This window comes from Burkholderia reimsis (genome assembly GCF_003294055.1).
GTDB lineage: Bacteria > Pseudomonadota > Gammaproteobacteria > Burkholderiales > Burkholderiaceae > Burkholderia > Burkholderia cepacia.
In genome coordinates, this window is sequence record NZ_QMFZ01000019.1 from 118907 (window position 1) to 137319 (window position 18413).

At 67.9% G+C, this 18413-nt stretch carries 18 protein-coding genes; 4 read left to right on the forward strand and 14 right to left on the reverse strand.

Annotated elements, in window-relative coordinates:
- Positions 1–117: 117 nt before the first annotated feature.
- Genes DPV79_RS21980 through argB form a run of 4 tightly spaced genes read right to left on the reverse strand, consistent with a single transcriptional unit; the run spans position 118 to position 5561 of the window.
- Positions 118–3204 (reverse strand): autotransporter family protein, encoded by a 3087-nt coding sequence (locus DPV79_RS21980; RefSeq protein WP_113046460.1) that lies wholly within the window; start codon positions 3202–3204, stop codon positions 118–120.
- Between the two features lie 34 nt (positions 3205–3238).
- A complete protein-coding gene (gene slmA, locus DPV79_RS21985; RefSeq protein WP_048244654.1) occupies positions 3239–3907 on the reverse strand; it encodes a nucleoid occlusion factor SlmA in 669 nt (222 codons plus the stop codon).
- Positions 3874–4665, reverse strand: coding sequence for a pyrimidine 5'-nucleotidase (locus tag DPV79_RS21990; RefSeq protein WP_021156281.1), 792 nt, complete (start codon positions 4663–4665; stop codon positions 3874–3876). Before DPV79_RS21990 ends, slmA begins: the two co-directional genes overlap by 34 nt.
- On the reverse strand, positions 4662–5561 hold the full coding sequence (gene argB, locus DPV79_RS21995; protein WP_006490510.1) for an acetylglutamate kinase: 900 nt from the start codon (positions 5559–5561) through the stop codon (positions 4662–4664). Before argB ends, DPV79_RS21990 begins: the two co-directional genes overlap by 4 nt.
- A gap of 318 nt (positions 5562–5879) precedes the next feature.
- Between argB and DPV79_RS22005 the strand changes: the two genes are divergently transcribed.
- The 3 genes from DPV79_RS22005 (at position 5880) to DPV79_RS22015 (ending at position 8171) form a co-directional block, all read left to right on the forward strand.
- Positions 5880–6104 carry a cysteine-rich CWC family protein gene (locus DPV79_RS22005; RefSeq protein WP_021156280.1) on the forward strand — a complete coding sequence of 75 codons (225 nt, stop codon included), beginning with the start codon at positions 5880–5882 and terminating at the stop codon, positions 6102–6104.
- A gap of 92 nt (positions 6105–6196) precedes the next feature.
- Positions 6197–7615 carry an ATP-binding protein gene (locus tag DPV79_RS22010; protein ID WP_059586853.1) on the forward strand — a complete coding sequence of 473 codons (1419 nt, stop codon included), beginning with the start codon at positions 6197–6199 and terminating at the stop codon, positions 7613–7615.
- Between the two features lie 13 nt (positions 7616–7628).
- On the forward strand, positions 7629–8171 hold the full coding sequence (locus tag DPV79_RS22015) for a response regulator transcription factor (RefSeq protein WP_021156278.1): 543 nt from the start codon (positions 7629–7631) through the stop codon (positions 8169–8171).
- A 22-nt stretch (positions 8172–8193) separates the two neighbouring features.
- Here the strand turns inward: DPV79_RS22015 and DPV79_RS22020 are convergent, their stop codons facing one another.
- The 9 genes from DPV79_RS22020 to dapF all read right to left on the reverse strand — a co-directional run bounded on the left by DPV79_RS22020 (position 8194) and on the right by dapF (position 16923).
- Positions 8194–8523, reverse strand: a complete 330-nt coding sequence (locus DPV79_RS22020) for a hypothetical protein (protein WP_226165770.1) — start codon at positions 8521–8523, stop codon at positions 8194–8196.
- Positions 8524–8734: 211 nt separating this feature from the next.
- On the reverse strand, positions 8735–10078 hold the full coding sequence (hslU, locus tag DPV79_RS22025) for an ATP-dependent protease ATPase subunit HslU (RefSeq protein ID WP_042972634.1): 1344 nt from the start codon (positions 10076–10078) through the stop codon (positions 8735–8737).
- 10 nt (positions 10079–10088) lie between these two features.
- A complete protein-coding gene (hslV, locus tag DPV79_RS22030; RefSeq protein WP_021156275.1) occupies positions 10089–10625 on the reverse strand; it encodes an ATP-dependent protease subunit HslV in 537 nt (178 codons plus the stop codon).
- Between the two features lie 242 nt (positions 10626–10867).
- A complete protein-coding gene (gene dksA / locus DPV79_RS22035) occupies positions 10868–11284 on the reverse strand; it encodes an RNA polymerase-binding protein DksA (protein ID WP_006477498.1) in 417 nt (138 codons plus the stop codon).
- A gap of 496 nt (positions 11285–11780) precedes the next feature.
- A complete protein-coding gene (locus DPV79_RS22045) occupies positions 11781–12860 on the reverse strand; it encodes a CobW family GTP-binding protein (RefSeq protein WP_021156274.1) in 1080 nt (359 codons plus the stop codon).
- Between the two features lie 201 nt (positions 12861–13061).
- The gene (locus DPV79_RS22050) at positions 13062–14276 is read right to left on the reverse strand and encodes a class I SAM-dependent rRNA methyltransferase (RefSeq protein WP_042972632.1); all 1215 of its coding nucleotides are present in this window, start codon (positions 14274–14276) and stop codon (positions 13062–13064) included.
- 76 nt (positions 14277–14352) lie between these two features.
- Positions 14353–15273, reverse strand: coding sequence for a tyrosine recombinase XerC (gene xerC / locus DPV79_RS22055; protein WP_042972630.1), 921 nt, complete (start codon positions 15271–15273; stop codon positions 14353–14355).
- Between the two features lie 14 nt (positions 15274–15287).
- On the reverse strand, positions 15288–16016 hold the full coding sequence (locus DPV79_RS22060) for a DUF484 family protein (RefSeq protein WP_059554751.1): 729 nt from the start codon (positions 16014–16016) through the stop codon (positions 15288–15290).
- Between the two features lie 37 nt (positions 16017–16053).
- Positions 16054–16923, reverse strand: a complete 870-nt coding sequence (gene dapF, locus DPV79_RS22065; RefSeq protein ID WP_027788876.1) for a diaminopimelate epimerase — start codon at positions 16921–16923, stop codon at positions 16054–16056.
- 237 nt (positions 16924–17160) lie between these two features.
- On the opposite strand from dapF, the gene DPV79_RS22070 reads away from it, so the two are divergent.
- Positions 17161–17463, forward strand: a complete 303-nt coding sequence (locus DPV79_RS22070; protein ID WP_113046461.1) for a HigA family addiction module antitoxin — start codon at positions 17161–17163, stop codon at positions 17461–17463.
- Positions 17464–17493: 30 nt separating this feature from the next.
- On the opposite strand, the gene lpxL is transcribed toward DPV79_RS22070, so the two are convergent.
- Positions 17494–18378: a lauroyl acyltransferase LpxL gene (gene lpxL, locus DPV79_RS22075; protein ID WP_027788878.1), complete on the reverse strand. Its 885-nt coding sequence runs from the start codon at positions 18376–18378 to the stop codon at positions 17494–17496.
- Positions 18379–18413: the final 35 nt, after the last annotated feature.

The following is an 18413-nucleotide window of genomic DNA, read 5'->3' on the forward strand; positions in this document are numbered from 1 at the left end:
GTCAGCAAATCGGCGCGCTTCCGACCTGCCGCCCGTAGGGCGACAGTCGGCAAAGTATAGCGGAATTTGCGGCAAGCGGATGTCGGGGCGGCCGCGGCACGCCGCCGGCGCATGGTGTCACCACCGGTACTTCGCCGCCAGCTCCCCCTTGACGACCGCATAGTCGGACAGGTTCGACTCCAGCCCGAGGCCGGCCGATACCGCGAAGCGTTTCGACCACTGCCCGGTCGCGCCGATCCGGAATGCCGCCCGATCGCGCGGCACGTCGAACGAGAACGCATTGCCGTCGAGCGTGAGCGTGCGCGACCCGGGGCCGTGCCACCAGTTCGCGTCGATGAACGGCCGAAGTTCACGTCCGGACGGCGTGATCGTCACGCCATGCACGCGTACGCCGACGCGGGTCAGCACGTCGGTCGAGCTCTGCCCGTCGAGACGGCCGCCGACAACGCGATGGGCGTCCGCGCGATAGTCCGACACGACGAGCTGCGCTTCGGGCTCGACATGGAAACGCGTGTCGCCGCGCTCGTAGAAACGGAACGAATAACCGCCTTCCAGCGAACCCGTCACGGTGCGCGATCGGTACGAGTCGGCCGCGAGACTGCCGCCGACGCTGTTCGCATAGGCGCCGACCAGCGCCCATGCATCGACGTACGGGCCGGTCAGGATGTCGCGGTTGCCGTACCAGGTGCCGTACAGGCCGATGTTGTAACCGGACACGCTGCCGCGCGCGGTGGCATCGGCGACGCGCTGCTCGATGGCATTCCACAGCGGGCGAGTCGACCAGCTCGTCTGGCTGCCGTACATGCCCATCGCGCCGACCCGGAAGTGGCCGCCGCGACCGTCGTCGAAACGGAACAGGTCGGCGCCCGCGTGAATCAGGCGGCCGTTTCCGGACACGCTGCGGTTACCGCCCGATATCGATGTGATCTGCCCCTCTGCGCGCAGCCAGACAACGCCATCGAGCGGGCGTGATGCGGTATCGCCGGTGCGCAGCGTGCGATCTTCCCGTTGATGCAGCGTGTGGATCGCCATCGTCGCAGCGGCGTTGGCGTTGGCCAGATACGCGTCGGGCTCGGGTGCGACGGCGCGCGGAGGCGGCGGCTGAATTTCGGGTTGGACAGGCGGCTCGGGATCGACCGGGCCAGGCGGCATCGGCGGCTCGGGCCGTGCGGCGGAAACGAGATACCAGTCGTGTTCCTTTCCGCCGTTCCCGCTGCGCGCGAGCATGTAGTCGTAGCCGCCGGCGGACACCGTGCCGAAGCTGCGGCGATAACCGTCCGATCCGCTGTCGAGCGTGAATGCGGCGGGGTCCGTCGTGCCGCCGTTGCGGGTCTCGACGATCGGGATGCCGACGGTGGTCTGCGCGCCGTTGCCGCCGGCACGCCGGACGATGATGCCGGTATGGCCGGACGCGTGCCCGCCGTCGATCACGATCCGGTCGGACGGCGATGCGTCGTCGTTCAGCGTCGTGTTGACGACGAGCCTGCCGCCGCGCGCCGCATAGTCGCCCGAGACGACGAGCGTGCGCGGCGCGCCCGCATCGGAAGGCGCGAATGCGATGGTCGAGCCGTTCAGCGCGACGGAGCCGACCGACGAATCCGCGGTGACGGTCCACCGGCTGTTCGTGTCGAGCGACAGCGCGCGTACCGCGTCGGTCGCGCCCGTCCACGCGGCGCCATGGGACAGCGCGACATCGGTCACGGCGGGCGACGGCGGGGCGCCGTTGTCCGCCGGTCGGTTCACGATGTCGCCGGCGGCCTGCGCGTCCGTATCGAGCGTCAGCCGCACCGGCGCACCCGAGCGTGCGTCGACGAACAGCAGCGTGCCGTTGCCGCCGGCGACGCGCGCGCCGTTTTGCAGCGAGACGTGTGCGTCCGAAACGTCGATCGCGCCGTGCCGATCGCTGACGAGCGAGCCGCCATCGACGGTCAGCGTGCCGCCGTGAATGCCGGCGGCCCACGCGCCGTCGCCGATCGTGCGCACGTCGGTGCGTGACAGGCCGATCGTGCCGCCGGCGCTTGCCCGCAGCGCGGTGCCGTCCACGCCGCTCGTCGTCACCGTGGCGTCCGTGAGCGACGCGACCGAGCCGGCGCCGCTGGCGAGCACGCCATACGCGCGTTCGCCGCCCGTCGCGATCCCGCCGCGCGTCATGGCGACCTTGCCGCCGAGCCGCGCGACGGCACCGACCGAACGGTCGCCGGCTGTCGTCACGTCGGTGTCCGTTGCAAGCACGACCGGCGTCTCGCTGCCTTCCTGCGAGGCATACAGCCCGTGCGCGTTGATGCCTTGCGTGTGCACGTGCGTGCGCGCGAGTTCGACACGGCCGCTGCGCGTGTCGATGCCGAGCGCCTGGTCGCCGTCGGTGGCCACGCGCGCGTCGCTGAACGTGACCGAGGACGCGCCGGGCATGAACAGCCCGGACGCGTAGTCTCCGCTCGTCCGGATGTCGGTGCGAGCAAGCGTTGCATGGATGTCGCCGTAGCTGACGAACGTGCCGTATGCGAAGTCGCCGCTGGTGCGGACGATCGTATCGGTGGCGTTCACGATCGCACCGGGTGCATTGTTCACCGCGATGCCGTGCGCTTCGCGGCCGCGCGTGACGATCGCGCTGCCGGTGACGTCGACGCGGCTGCCGCTGACGTCGACATAGACGCCGTGGGCGCTTCTTCCGTCGGTGTCGATCGAGATGTTTTCGGCTGTCGCGCTGCTGCCTGCGCGAACGTCGATGCCCGTCCCGATGAACCCGCGGGTGCGGATTTCGGTGTCGCGCAGCGCGATGCGCGACCCGTCGCCGAAAGCGGAAGCCCCCGATGAATAGGTGCCGGTCGCGAACAGCCGCGTCTTGCCGGTGGTGGTCAGCACGCCGCCGTTGACTGCGGAAAACACCGGGCTGGCGAAGTTGCTCGTCGAATAGTCGCCGGGAGCGGTTTCCAGCGTGACGCCGTCGGCGCGTTGTGCGCCGCCGTCGGTGACCTGGGCCGATGACGGCCACGGGATGATCGCGCCGGCAAGCAGTGCGGCACGCGCAAGCAGCGGCGCGCGCGGCGCGGCCGCGGCGCGCTGTCGGCCGGAGGACGTCTGACAATGCGGAAACTCGCGATTCACCGGATCACTCCCGTTGTATTGGAAACAGGAGAAAATTAACCCGATCAGGTGAAATGCGATATTGGACGAGTTCGAATTGCGACGCAGCGTCGGCCGCATCGCGAGCGCGCCGGACGCGCGCGTCCGGCGCCGGTCACTGCAGGATCAACCGCAAATGCGCGTCGGCCTGCTCGCCGGGCGGCTTCTGGAACCCGCCTTTCGCGAAGCGGTGCCACCGGCCGATCACATAGCTGACGAGCAGGCTCGCCCGAGCGGCCGGGTCGTAGTCGGCCGGCAGCGCGAACGGCGCCGCGCCGTCGGGCGCATTCGCCTCCGTGCGTGCGACCCGCAGGCACTGCTTGACGGTTGCTTCGATGCGGTCGAGCAGCTGGTTCACGCGTTCGGTGAGCCGTTCGTCCTCGCCGACCAGCGCTTCGCCCGTCAGCACGCGCGTCATGCCGGGGTTCTTCGCGGCGAAACTGAGCATCGTCAGCGCGATCGTGCGGGCCTGCAGCACGCCGTTCGGCTCCTTCTCGACGATCTGGTTGACGAGGCCGAACAGCGACTGCTCGATGAACTCGATCAGCCCTTCGTACATCTTCGCCTTGCTGGGGAAATGGCGGTACAGCGCGGCTTCCGACACGTCGAGCCGGGCCGCCAGCGAGGCCGTCGTGATCTTCTCGCGCTTCGGCGCCTCGAGCATCGTCGCAAGCGTCTGCAGGATGTGCACGCGACGCTCGCCCGGTTTCGGACGTGTACGGGTGCGGGTGGGTGATGCCTGATCGTCCGTTACGGCTTGGTCCTGCGGGTGAGTCGGCTGCATTTCTGTCGCCCCGATCGTGTGCCCAGTCGCAGCGATTTTAGCGAACGAATGCGCTGGTCGACATAAAGTGGGCGTCCGGTGCCTGGCAGGTGGCCGGGCAGATGGCCGGTGATCCACACCGTGCCGATGCCGAGGCGCTTGTAGCGCTTCAGGTGGCCGAGCGTATCCTCGACGAGGATCGCGTCGGACGCACGGGCATGCACGGTGCGCAGCGTCCGGCGCAGCATCGTGTGATCGGGCTTCGCGCGCCACGTGCGGCGGTCGCGCATGTGCTCGATCGCGATCACGCGTTCGAACAGCCGCTCGATGCGTAATTCGCGCAGCACCGCGCGCGCATAGTTCTCGGGCGCATTGGTCAGCACGAACTTGCGGCCCGGCAGCGCGGCGATGATGTGCGCGAGGCCGCGCTCGGCGCGCACCATCGCGGGAAGATCGGCGAACGTGTGGACCACGCGCAGGAAGTCGTGCGGATCGATCGGGTGATGGCGCGCGAGGCCGAGAAGCGCGGCGCCGTAGCGCTGCGTGTAGCCGGTGCGCAGGCGGTCGGCTTCGGTGCGCTCGACCTGCAGCGCGTCGATGATGTACTGCGTCATCGCGCGGTTGATCTCCGGAAAGATCGCGTGCGATGCGTGGTGCAGCGTGTTGTCGAGATCGAACAGCCAGACGGGCGAGCCGGCGTGCGGCCGGCTGCGGGAGATGCGCCGGCGTCGCAGCGACGCCGGCAGGTCGGGGCTGGATGGTTTGCGGCGCGCGCTCAATGCGAGCGGATCATCGTGCCGAACGGCTGCTCGGTCAGAATTTCCAGCAGCACCGAATGTTCGATCCGGCCGTCGACGATGTGCACCGACTTCACGCCGCTCTTTGCCGCGTCGAGCGCCGACGAGATCTTCGGCAGCATGCCGCCCGAGATCGTGCCGTCCTCGAACAGCGCGTCGATCTCGCGCGCGGACAGGTCGGTCAGCAGGTTGCCGTCCTTGTCCATCACGCCCGGGATGTTGGTCATCATCAGCAGCTTCTCGGCGTTCAGCACCGTCGCGAGCTTGCCCGCGACGAGGTCGGCATTGATGTTGTACGAGAGGCCGTCCTCGCCGAAGCCGATCGGCGAGATCACCGGGATGAACGCGTCGTCCTGCAGCGCCTTCACGACCGCCGGGTTGATCGCCTCGACTTCGCCGACCTGGCCGATGTCGATGTACTGGCCCGGGTTGTCGCGATCCGGCATCAGCAGCTTGCGTGCGTGGATCAGGCCGCCGTCCTTGCCCGTCAGGCCCACCGCGTGGCCGCCGAAGTGGTTGATCAGCATCACGATGTCCTGCTGCACTTCGCCGCCCAGCACCCATTCGACGACTTCCATCGTCTCTTCGTCGGTGACGCGCATGCCCTGGATGAAGGTGCCGGCCTTGCCGATCTTCTTCAGCGCGTGATCGATCTGCGGACCGCCGCCGTGGACGATCACCGGGTTGATGCCGACCAGTTTCAGCAGGATCACGTCGCGCGCGAAACCTTGCTTGAGCCGCTCTTCCGTCATCGCGTTGCCGCCGTATTTGATGACCACGGTTTTCCCGTGGTAACGGCGGATATACGGCAGCGCCTCGGCGAGGATTTCTGCTTTCAGCGTGGGGGCGATCTGCGAGAGGTCGATGGGCTCGGACATGGCGGCGGCTCTGGCTGGGAACGGTTGAAACACGGCGAATTGTACAGGAGTGGCGCAGCGCAGCATCGGGTTTTTGGACGGGCCGGAACCCGCGCGGCGCGGCTCGGGTACCACGCGCGGCGGCCCGCCGGCTATGGCGCGGCACGATGCGGGCGGCCATTCGGGCGGGGGTGTGCGCAACGGTGCGCAGGTAGCGGCGCCGAGGCGGCTCGCGAGCGTTGACGACGGTCATCGGCCCGATGGACGGCGTGCAAAATCCGTTCGCCGCGCTATGCTTGTCGCGTAGGGCGGTTTCACGCCCGCTTCCGCGCTTCCGCCATGACCGATCCCGCCGCCGACGCCCGTTCCGCCCCGCGCCGCGCGCGCTGCCCGCACTGCGGGCGCAGCTTCGACTGTGGCGCCCGCTCGCAGCCGTTCGAATGCTGGTGCGCGTCGATGCCGGTCTTGCCCGGCGGTACGCCGCCGGCAACCGGCGCGCGCTGCCGGTGCCCCGAATGCCTGGCCGACGAGATCGCGCAGCGGATGGCCGGCGCGGCCGGCTGACGGCACCGGCCGTGCACGCAGCGCATCCCGTTCATCAGGTTCCGATCCGGCCCCGCTAGAGGCGCTGCCCGCTAAACGGGTAAACTGCCCGGATGCAACGAATCACCACCACCGGGCGCGTCAACCTCAGTCACCTGTTCTGGCTCCGCAATCTCGCGATCATCGGCCAGCTCGTGACGATCGGCGTCGTGCAGACCTATTTCGGCGTGCATCTGCCGTTGCCGGCGATGCTGATGGTCATCGCGCTCGAAATCGTTTTCAACGCGCTGACCTGGGTGCGCGTGTTGCGCGCGCGGCCCGAGACCAATTTCGAGCTGCTCGGCCAGCTGTGGGTCGACCTCGGCGCGCTGTCCGCGCTGCTGTTCCTGTCGGGCGGCACGACCAACCCGTTCGTGTCGCTGTACCTGCCGTCGCTCGCGATCGCGGCGGCCGTGCTGCCGTGGCACCTGATGATCTGGCTCGCGGCGTTCGCGGTCGCGTGCTACGCGGCGCTCGGCTTCGACTCGGTGCCGCTCAACATGGATAACCCGGCCAACCTGTTCGACTACTACCGTACCGGGATGTGGGCGAACTTCATGGTCAGCGTCGGGCTGATCGCGTGGTTCGTCGCGCGCATGTCGAATGCGCTGCGCCAGCGCGACGCGGCGCTCGGCGAAGCGCAGGCGCACCTGCTGCGCGACGAGCGGGCGGTCGCGCTCGGCGTGCAGGCCGCCACCGTCGCGCACGAGATGGGTACGCCGCTGTCGACGATCGCGATGCTCGCCGAGGAACTGCGCGACGCGGCGCGCGCCGATCCGGGGCTGGCCCGCTACGAAGCCGACCTGAAGGTGCTCGAGGAGCAGATGACGCTCTGCACGTCGGCGCTCGCGCGCCTGCGCAGCCGCGCGAGCGCACCCGCGAGCCGCCAGCCGGTGGACGACTGGCTCGACACGTTCGTCGAGCACTGGCGCCTGCGGCATCCGCACGTGCAGTTCGAACTGCTCGGTGCGCGCCCGGCGGGCGTCGCGCTCGACGATACGGTCGCGGCCGGCCAGATCCTGACGATCCTGCTCGACAACGCCGCGCGCGCGAGCCCGCAGCGCGTGACGCTGGCCGCGAAGGTCGCGCACGCCGGCACGGCCGACGAGATCGAATTCGAGGTGTGCGACGACGGGCCCGGCATTCCGGCCGCGCTGCGCGAGTCGCTCGGCGCGATGCCGGTCGACAGCACGCAGGGCGGGCACGGGGTCGGCCTGTATCTCGCGTTCAGCGCGGCCGCGCGGCTCGGCGGCGAGATCGAACTGTCCGATGTCGTCCCGCGCGCGGCGGGCGGCAACGGGCGGGCCGGCGGGGCGGCGAATGGTCACGCCGCGGCCGGCTCGGGACAGCGCGCGGGTCAGCGCGCGTCCGAACGGACAACCGGCACGCCGGACAGCCGCGCGGCCGGCACATCCGCCGCGCGCGGCACGCGGGCCGTGCTGCGCCTGCCGGCGGTGCGCGTCGCGGCGCCGGCCGCCTCAACCAACACGTAGACGGAGAAACCACATGAGCGAGAACAATTTCCTGGTGATCGACGACAACGAGGTGTTCGCGGGCACGCTCGCGCGCGGCCTCGAGCGCCGCGGTTACGCGGTCCAGCAGGCGCACGACAAGGAGGCGGCGCTGCGGCTCGCCGCGGGCGGCAAGTTCCAGTTCATCACCGTCGACCTGCATCTCGGCGAGGATTCGGGCCTGAGCCTGATCGCGCCGCTGTGCGACCTGCAGCCCGATGCGCGGATCCTGGTGCTGACCGGCTACGCGAGCATCGCGACCGCCGTGCAGGCGGTGAAGGAAGGCGCCGACAACTATCTCGCGAAACCCGCGAACGTCGAGTCGATCCTGGCCGCGCTGCAGACCAACGCGACCGAAGTGCAGGCCGACGAGGCGCTCGAGAATCCGGTCGTGCTGTCGGTCGACCGGCTCGAATGGGAGCACATCCAGCGCGTGCTCGCGGAGAACAACAACAACATCTCGGCGACGGCGCGCGCGCTGAACATGCACCGCCGCACGCTGCAGCGCAAGCTCGCGAAGAAGCCGGTGCGGCAGTAAGCGGGCACCGGCGCCCGGCGCGTCAGCCGGGTGCGCCCGGGGCGCGCGACAGGCTGGCGACGATCTCGCGTTTCAGCAGGAGCGTGAGCAGCGCCGAGTAGAAGACGTTGGCGAGCAGCGGCGCGCATCCGCCGATGACGATGGCGTTGGCCAGCGGCCACGGCGTTGCCGATACGCCACGCACGACGAACTGGATGCCGAGGCTGAACGCCACGCTGGCGAGTGCGATGCCCGCCAGCGTGCCCAGCCACGCGAGTACAAACGCGACGTTGTAGCGCCGCAGCGAATCCCGCCTGATCCGGCGCATGAGCGACAGGATGTCGGCGCGCGTGAGCGCGAGCAAGGCCGGCACGATTCGGCCGGCGACGGAAGGGTAGATGGTCATTCGAAGGTAGTGACGAATGCGTCGGTACTTGGCCGGAGGAGTTCGGATTATAGGGACGCACCAGCGTGCTTGCCATCAGCCGCCTTCCAGGGGCAGGCACGGGCGCCGCATCGCCTGACCATGAAAAAACGGGCGACCCCGCAAGGGGCCGCCCGTTTTTCGTCGGACGCCGCGCGCGTTACAGCACGTAGCGCGACAGGTCTTCGTCCTGCGAGACTTCGCCGAGCGCACGGTCGACATACTTCGCGTCGATCGTCACGCGCTCGCCGGCATGGTTGCCGGCCGAGAACGACACTTCCTCGAGCAGTTTCTCGATCACCGTGTACAGCCGGCGCGCACCGATGTTCTCGGTCTTCTCGTTGACCGCATACGCGATCTCCGCGAGACGGCGGATGCCGTCGTCGGCGAATTCGAGCTGCACGTCTTCGGTCGCGAGCAGCGCCTGGTACTGCTTGACGAGGCTGGCATCGGTGGCGACGAGGATCGCCTCGAAATCGTTCACCGACAGCGAGTCGAGCTCGACGCGGATCGGGAAGCGGCCCTGCAGTTCGGGAATCAGGTCGCTCGGCTTCGCGAGGTGGAACGCGCCGCTCGCGATGAACAGGATGTGATCGGTCTTCACCATCCCGTACTTCGTGTTGACCGTCGTGCCTTCGACGAGCGGCAGCAAGTCGCGCTGCACGCCCTGGCGCGACACTTCGCCGCCGCTGCCTTCGTTGTTGCGCGACGTGATCTTGTCGATCTCGTCGAGGAACACGATGCCGTTCTGCTCGACGTTCTGCACGGCCTTCGTCTTCACTTCCTCGTCGTTCAGCATCTTCGCCGCTTCCTCGTCGGTCAGCAGCTTCAGCGCTTCCTTGATCTTCACCTTGCGACGCTGCTTCTTGCCGCTGCCGAGGTTCGAGAACATCGAGCGGATCTGCTCGGTCATCTCTTCCATCCCCGGCGGCGCCATGATGTCCATGCCGGCCGACGGCTGCTCGAGGTCGAGCTCGACTTCCTTGTCGTCGAGCTGGCCTTCGCGCAGGCGCTTGCGGAAGGTCTGGCGCGTCGCGTTGTTGTCGTCGTTCGCGTGGTCGGCATTGCCGCCGAAGCCCACTGCGCGCGGCTGCGGCAGCAGGATGTCGAGGATGCGGTCTTCCGCCTGGTCGGTGGCCTTGCTGCGCACCTTGCGCATCTCGGATTCGCGCGTCTGCTTGACCGAGATCTCGATCAGGTCGCGCACGATGCTGTCGACGTCGCGGCCGACGTAGCCGACCTCGGTGAACTTGGTCGCTTCGATCTTGATGAACGGCGCGTCGGCGAGCTTCGCGAGGCGGCGTGCGATTTCGGTCTTGCCGACGCCCGTCGGCCCGATCATCAGGATGTTCTTCGGCGTGATTTCCTGGCGCAGCGGGTCGGCGACCTGCTGGCGGCGCCAGCGGTTGCGCAGCGCGACCGCGACGGCCTTCTTCGCCTTGGCCTGTCCGATGATGTGCTTGTCGAGTTCCGAGACGATCTCGGCAGGGGTCATGGTACTCATGGTGCGGTCCTTACTCGATCGTTTCGATGATGCGGTTGTGGTTCGTGTAGATGCACATGTCGCCGGCAATCTTCAGCGACTTCTCGACGATCTCGCGCGGCGACAGCTCGGTGTTCTCCGCGAGCGCGCGGGCCGCGGCCTGCGCATACGCGCCGCCCGAACCGATCGCGCAGATGCCTTCCTCGGGGTCGAGCACGTCGCCGTTGCCGGTGATCACGAGCGTGGTGGTGGCATCGGCCGTGATCAGCATCGCCTCGAGGCGGCGCAGCATCCGGTCGGTGCGCCAGTCCTTCGCGAGCTCGACGGCCGCGCGGGTCAGGTTGCCCTGGTGCTTCTCGAGCTTCGCCTCGAAGCGGTCGAGCAGCGAGAACGCATCGGCGGTGCCGCCCGCGAATCCGACCAGCACCTGGTTGTTGTAGATCCGCCGCACTTTCCGCGCGCCACCCTTCATGACGATGTTGCCGAGGGTTACCTGGCCGTCGCCGCCGAGCGCGACCTTGTCGCCGCGCCGGACCGAAACGATGGTCGTGCCGTGAAATTGCTCCATCTGCGTTCCTTGAGAAAAACGGGGAAGAGTCGGGCGGCGCGAGGCGCCGCCGCGTAACTCGCAGTGCGCCGGGAAGCGGCCCGGCGCGCGTCCGTTTCATTTTAGGGCGGGCGCGGGGATATCAAGAGGCGGGCGGCAAATCGGAAAACCGGCCAACCGCGAGCCGGTGCCGGAAAAACAAAAAGCGCGCGGCAGGCCGCGCGCTTTCGGGAAGCAGCGTGTTTGAGCGGAACGCCGCTCGATCAGTCGCCGAACAGCTTCTGGCGCAACTCGCGGCGCTCCTGCGCCTCGAGCGACAGCGTGGCGGTCGGACGGGCGAGCAGCCGCGGAATGCCGATCGGCTCGCCGGTTTCCTCGCACCAGCCGTAATCGCCGGAATCGATGCGGGCGAGCGACTGCTGAACCTTCTTGAGGAGCTTGCGTTCGCGATCGCGCGTGCGCAGCTCGAGCGCGTGCTCTTCCTCGATCGTCGCGCGATCGGCGGGATCGGGGACGATCACCGTCTCGCGCAGGTTCTCGGTCGTCTGGCCTGCATTCTTGAGGATGTCCGCCTGCAACTGTTCGAGCCGATTTTTGAAGAAGGCGAGCTGATCCTCATTCATGTAATCCTTGTCGCTCATCTTCAGGATTTCGGCTTCGGTCAAGAGTTTCTTCGTCATCTGCTTGCTTCTTCAATGTGCGGCAAATCGAGAGATATTGCCTGCACTTTGGGATTACCCGCAACCGCGCTTGCAATCATTTGCGATTTGCCGCCGCGGGGCCGAAAGCCTCTGGAAAACCGGTTCTCAAATACCAGGATAGGCCTGGCGCGGAGTTGCGCGCGCTGCGAACCGGTGTGCTGCGCGGCACATCGCATCGGCCGCGGCCGGGAGGCGGATTGGCGATCCGGCGCGGTTGCGATGCCCGGAAAACTGGTTCAGCAAGAACCGGGCCTGTTTGTTGCCGTACTCCAGCGGGCACGTATTGTAACTGAATCGCAAGCGGGCGCCGTATCGGGTCGATCCCCGTCGGCTGCGCCAATATCTAGAAAATATAACGCGCAAATCGCGAAAAAGCGATGACGGCGAAACCCTGCCCGAAACGGGCGCTCCGCGGCCGCCGCAACCGCCCGCGGAGCGGCCGTGCGGCGGCGTGTGCGGCGGGTGCCCGCGCGCGTCAGGCGAGACAGGCGTCGAGGCCGTCGGTGATCAGGTCCTGCGGCAGATCGACGCCGATGAACACCATCTTGTTCGTCTTCTTCTCGATCGGCAGCCACTTCGCGGCGAGGTCGCTGCCCATCATCTGATGCACGCCCTGGAACACGACCTTGCGGTCGACGCCCTTCATGTACAGCACGCCCTTGTAGCGCAGCATCCGCTCGCCGTAGATCTGCAGGATGCCGCCGAGGAAGTCTTCCAGCTTGTTCGGGTCGAACGGGCGGTCGTTGCGGTACACGAACGACTTGATCTTGTCGTCGTGGTGCGCGTGGTGGTGATGGTGGTGGCCGTGGTCGTGATCGTGCGCGCATTGACCGTGATCGTGGTCGCAATTGGCGTGATCGTGATCATGGTCGTGATCGTGGTGGTGATGCGCGTGATCGTCCTCGGCGAGGAAGTCGGGGTCGATCTCGAGCTTCGCGTTCAGGTTGAAGCCGCGCAGGTCGAAGATTTCCTTGATGTCGGCTTCGCCGAAGTTCACGACCTTGATCGCGGCCTTCGGGTTCATGTGCATCAGGCGGTGCTTCAGGCCGGCCACGGTCTGGTCGTCGACCAGGTCCGACTTCGTGATGAACAGCCGGTCGGCGAAGCCGACCTGGCGCTGTACGACTTCGTGCTCGTCGAGCTGCGCGTTCGCGTGCTTCGCGTCGACCAGCGTGATGACCGCGTCGAGCAGGAAGTCGTCGGCGATTTCGCTGTCGATGAAGAAGGTTTGCGCGACGGGGCCCGGGTTCGCAAGGCCGGTGGTTTCGATCACGATGCGGTCGAAGTCGAGCTTGCCTTCGCGCTTCTTCGCGGCCAAGTCGCCGAGCGCGCGGGCGAGGTCGCCGCGGATCGTGCAGCAGATGCAGCCGTTGCTCATCTGGATGATCTGCTCGTTCGAATCCTGCACGAGGATTTCGTTGTCGATGTTCTCTTCGCCGAACTCGTTCTCGATCACGGCGATCTTCATGCCGTGCTGTTCGTTCAGGATGCGCTTGAGCAGCGTCGTCTTGCCGCTGCCGAGGAAGCCGGTGAGGATGGTGACGGGAGTGGCCATGTCAATCGCCTGTGGTTCGTGAATCGGGGTCAAAACCAGGATGTGCGTTGCGCCCGCTCGCGCTACCAGCCGGGGCGCACAACCATCCATTGAAACATACCTGTCAAGCCCCCGCCCGTCGTCCGAACGACAGGCGGGAACGCGAATCCGCCGGGCGCGAGGCCGCGGCCGGCGGAAGGTTACGCGCGTAGATCGGGGCGATCAGACGATTTGCAACAGCAGGCCCTTCAGATATTCGCCTTCCGGGAATGCCGCGAGCAGCGGGTGATCGACGCCCGCGCCGAGCCGCTTCAGGATGCGCGCGTCGACCTTCGCGTCGGCCGCCGCGCCCGCGACGATCTTCTGGAACAGGTCCATGTCGATCGCACCCGAGCACGAGTACGTAAACAGCAGGCCGCCCGGACGCAGCAGCTTGAAGCCGCTCAGGTTGATGTCCTTGTACGCGCGCGCCGCGCGATCGACGCTGTCGCGGGTCGGCGCGAACTTCGGCGGATCGAGCACGATCAGGTCGAAACGCTCACCTTCGTCGACGAGGCGGCGCAGCGTCTTGAACGCGTCGGCGTCGAGCCAGGTCGCGCGTTCGGCGTCGAAACCGTTGGCGACGACGTTCTGCTGCGCGAGCGCGAGCGCATCGCCCGACGAGTCGATCGATACGACACGCTTCGCGCCGCCCTTGAGCGCCGCGAGCGAGAAGCCGCCGGTGTAGCAGAAGCAGTTCAGCACGTCGCGATCGGCCGCGTACTGCGCAACCAGCGCGCGGTTGTCGCGCTGGTCGACGTAGAAGCCCGTCTTGTGGCCGTTCGGCACGTCGACGTGATAACGCACGCCGTTTTCGTTCGCGATCAGCGTCGCGGGCGGCGCGTCTCCTGCCAGCACGCCGGTCGTCTGCTCGAGCCCTTCCTTGTCGCGGATCGACACGTCCGAGCGCTCGTACACGTTCGGGCAGCCGGTTGCGCCGACGAGCGCCTTCACGATCGCGTCCTTCCATGCCTCGACGCCCGCGGCCATGAACTGGCAGACGAGCTGGCCGCGCGGCGCCGCGCCGGCTTCGGCGGTGTCCGCGACGTAGTAGTCGACGATCAGCCCCGGCAGCCCGTCGGCTTCGCCGAACACGAGCCGCACCGCGCCCGTGCCCGACACCATCGTCGTGCGGTGCGCAACGGCGCGCTGCACGCGGCGCTTGAAGAACGCGTGGTCGATCGGCTCGTTCTCGTCGAAGCTCCATACGCGCACGCGGATCTGCGACTGCGGGCTGTACGCGCCGCGCGCGAGGAAGCGGCCGTCGTGCGCGCGCACGATCACGGTCGCACCGGGCGCGGGCTTGCCGTCGACGCGGTCGATCGCATTGGCGTAGATCCACGGATGGCGGCGCAGCAGCGATTTGTCCTTGGACGGCTTGAGGGTGACGGTTTGCATGATGAGATCGAAATGGGCCGCGCGCGAAGCCGACCGTGGCCGGTCGCCGCGCGCGGCGGGTAACACGGGGCGCGCGTCAGTCGCGCTTCTTCGCGCGCGGATGCGCGCTGTCGTAAATCTTCGCGAGATGCTGGAAGTCGAGCGACGTATAGACCTGCGTGGCGGACACGCTCGCATGGCCGAGCAGTTCCTGCACCGCGCGCAGGTCGCCGCTCGACTGCAGCACGTGCGTCGCGAACGAGTGGCGCAGCACGTGCGGATGGACGTTGGCGGGGATGCCCGCGGCGAGCGCCGCGCGCTTCACGCGCTCGCGCACGACGCCCGGTGACATCCGGTTGCCCCGCACGGACACGAACAGCGGATGCGGATCGTGCTTCACGAATTCGCCGCGCACCGCGAGCCACGCGTTCAGCGCGTCGATTGCCTTGCGGCCGACCGGCACCTTGCGCTCCTTGTTGCCCTTGCCGCGCACGGTGACTTCGGCTTCGGCGAGATCGAGCCAGCCGGCCGAGCGGTAGCCGTCGGCCTGCGTGTACATGACGTCGAGCCCGATCAGCTCCGCGAGGCGCAGCCCTGACGAATAGAACAGCTCGAGGATCGCGTGATCGCGGATGCCTTCGGTCGTGCCGGCGAGCGGTGCGTCCATCAGGGCCGATGCGTCGTCGACCGACAGCGCCTTCGGCAAGGTCTTCGGGCGTTTCGGCGCGCGCACCGCGGCGACCGGGTTCGCGGGCATGTCGATGCGCTGCGCGAGCCAGCGGTAGAACGCGCGCCACGCGGACAGCCGATGCGAGATCGACCGTGCGGACAGCCCGCCCGAATGTGCGCGCGCGACCGCGCCGCGCATGTCGGCGGCCGTCAGCACTTCGAGCGGCCGGCCGGCCGCAAGCTTCTTCAGTTCGTCGAGTTCGTGCGTGTAGGCGCGCAGCGTGTGCTCCGACAGCTGCCTGACGTGCTTCAGGTTCGACAGGTAGGCGGCGACCGGATCGTCTGTCATCGCGTGCGGCAGGCTCAGTGCGGCAGCAGGCGCGTGAGCGCGGCGCTCGCGAGCGTTGCGATCTGCGCGAGGAAGTCGGTGGCCATCCCGTCGTGGAAGCGGCGCGGGTCGGGCGAACCCAGTACGAGCAGGCCGAACGCGGGCGCATCGGTGCCGGCGAGCGGCGCGCGCAGCGCGAGCAGCGCGACCGATGCGGCCGAGCCGTCGCCGGCCGACGGCGCGGCTTCCGCGCCTTCCGCCGCATTCGCGGCCGGGGCGGCGACCGCGGGCGCGAGCCACTGCGCGGCCTCGAAGCCCGTGTTCGCACCGCAGTACGGCGTCGACAGGCCGTTCGTGAACAGGCGCACTTCCTCGCCGACCTGGCGCGCGAAGTCGGCCTGCGAATAGGTGTCGGCGACGTCCCACACGCGCAGTGCCGTCTGCGGCACGTCGAATACGTCGGCGATGCCGTCGGCGATCGTGCGCGGCAGCGCGTACGGATCGCGTTCCGCGATCACGCGGGCGGTCCAGCGGCTGAACTTCGCGGACAGGCTGTCGTTCTCGTGGCCGTAGCGCACGAGTTCGGCGAGCCGGCGCTCGAGATGCTTGTTCTTGTCGCGCAACATCTCCATCTGCCGCTCCTGCAGCGAGATCGCGGCCTTGCCGTGCGGGTTCGCGAGGCGGATCGTCGCGAGCAGTTCGGCGTGCTGCGCGAAGAATTCGGGATTGGCGAGCAGGTAGTCGGCGACTTCGCGATCGTTCATGTGGCTGGAGCGTTCAGTTATCAAGGACGTTGCAGGGTCAGGCGGGCAGGTCGATCTCGCCTTCGAACACGGTCGTGGCGGGCCCGGCCATCATCAGCGCGGCAGCTTCGTCGCGTGCGCCGTCCCAGCTGATCGTCAGCGTGCCGCCGTGCGTGTGCACGGTCACGGGCGAATCGAGCAGGCCGCGCCGGATGCCGGCCGCGACCGCCGCGCACGCGCCGGTGCCGCACGCGAGCGTCTCGCCCGCCGCGCGTTCGTACACGCGCAGCCGCACTTCGCTGCGCGACACGATCTGCATGAAGCCGGCGTTCACGCGCTCCGGGAAGCGCGCGTGGTGCTCGATCAGCGGGCCTTCCTCGAGCACCGGATACGCTTCGGCGTCGTCGACGATCTGCACCGCGTGCGGGTTGCCCATCGACACCGTCGAGATCCAGCGCGTCGCGCCGCCGACGTCGAGCGGCCACAACGTGTCGCGGCCCTCGGTGCGGCCGTCGAGGCCCGCCGCATCGAATGGCACCTGCGCCGGCGCGAACACGGGCGCACCCATGTCGACGACGACTTCGCCGTTGTCCTGCATCGTCAGCGTGATCAGGCCCTTCATCACCTGCACGCGCACGCTGCGCTTGTCGGTCAGGCCGCGGTCGCTGACGAACTTCACGAAGCAGCGCGCGCCGTTGCCGCAGTGTTCGACCTCGCCGCCGTCGCAATTGAAGATCCGGTATTTGAAATCGACGCCGTCGACGGTCGGTTTTTCGACGAGCAGCAACTGATCGGCGCCGATGCCGAAGTGGCGGTTGGCGAGCGCGCGCACCTGCGCTTCGGTGAGCGGCGGCAATGCGCGCGAATAGCCGTCGAGCACGACGAAGTCGTTGCCCGCGCCGTGCATCTTGGTGAACGAGAGTTTCACTGGGTCCGGATTTCCATGGCGAACAAGGCGGTCAGCGCGGCGCGCGCGACGCCGCGCCATGCCGGGCAGCCTCGTTCGTCGTGCTGATCTCAACCGCAAATGATACATGGAGCCGACAGGGGCGTCCTGCGCGGGCGTTCCGGGCGTTTTCGTACTCGCTCAATTGGATGAGGCCACCCGGCGATTCGTATTGTTTCGCCATACGCCCTGTCAACCTCCAGCGAGCTCATTCAAGCCATGAACCGCATCTTCAATCCGCCCCATCCGGGCGACACGCTGCGCGACGACGTGCTGCCGGCGCTCGGCCTGACCGTCACCGAGGCCGCGTCGCAGCTGGGCGTGACGCGTGCCGCACTGTCGCGGATCCTGCACGGCCATGCCGGCATCTCGCCGGAAATGGCGCTGCGCCTCGAAGCGTGGCTCGGCGAGGAAAACGGGGGGCGGGCCGATCTGTGGCTCGCGCAGCAGTCGGCCCACGATCTGTGGCGGGCGCGCGCGAAGGGCGCGCCGAAGGTGGCGAGGGCGCGGGCGCGCGCGTGACGGCCCGCCTGCGAACGTCTTCCGGCGGGGTCAGTACAGGCTCGGCTCGCCGGCCGGGCGCGTCTTGAAGCGCTTGTGGACCCAATAGTATTGCTCGGGCATCAGCGGGATCTGTTCCTCGAGGAATTCGTTCATCCGCCGCGCGTCGAGATCGTCGTCGCCCGTCGGGTATTGATCCCACGGCTTGAATACCTTCAGGCGATAACCCTTGTAGTTCGGCAGCACCTCGCCGATGAACGGCACGACCTGCGCGCGGCCCGTCTTCGCGAGCCGGCCGACCGCCGTCAGCGTGCACGCGGGCACGCCGAAGAACGGGACGAACGTCGAATTGCGCAGCCCGTAATCCATGTCGGCGCCGAGCATCACCGGCTTGCGGTCGCGCAGCCAGCGCAGCACGACGCGCGCGCTGTCCGCGCGGCCGACCATCTCGGCGTCGAAACGCCCGCGCGCCTTCTTCGCCTCTTCCTCGAGCACGGCGTTCGAGAACGGCTGGTAGAGCGACCCGCAGCGGCGGTGGAGCGAACGGTTCAGCCAGATCGAGCCGGCTTCGATGCCGACGAAGTGCAGGCCGAGGAACAGCGTCGGCGGCAGGTCCGGATCGTCGAGGTCGACCGCGCTGTCGACCTGGATCAGCTTCGCGAGCTTTTTCTCCGAGCCGAACCACTGCACGCTGCGCTCGACGTAGCTGCGGATCGCATGGCGGAAATGCTGGCCTGCCACTTCCTCGCGGCGTGCGTCGCTCCAATCCGGGAAGCAGAGTTTCAGATTGGTGTGTACGATGCGTTTTCGCCGGCTGGGGATCTTGTAGAGCAGCCAGCCGAGACCATCGCCGAACCGTGCGGTCAGGCCGTACGGCAACAGGGCGAGCAGTTTCAGCAAGCCAATGGCGAGGTGCGTGCCTAGACGACCTAGCATGCGAAACCTCCGTGGGACCGGCTGGCCGGCGCGTT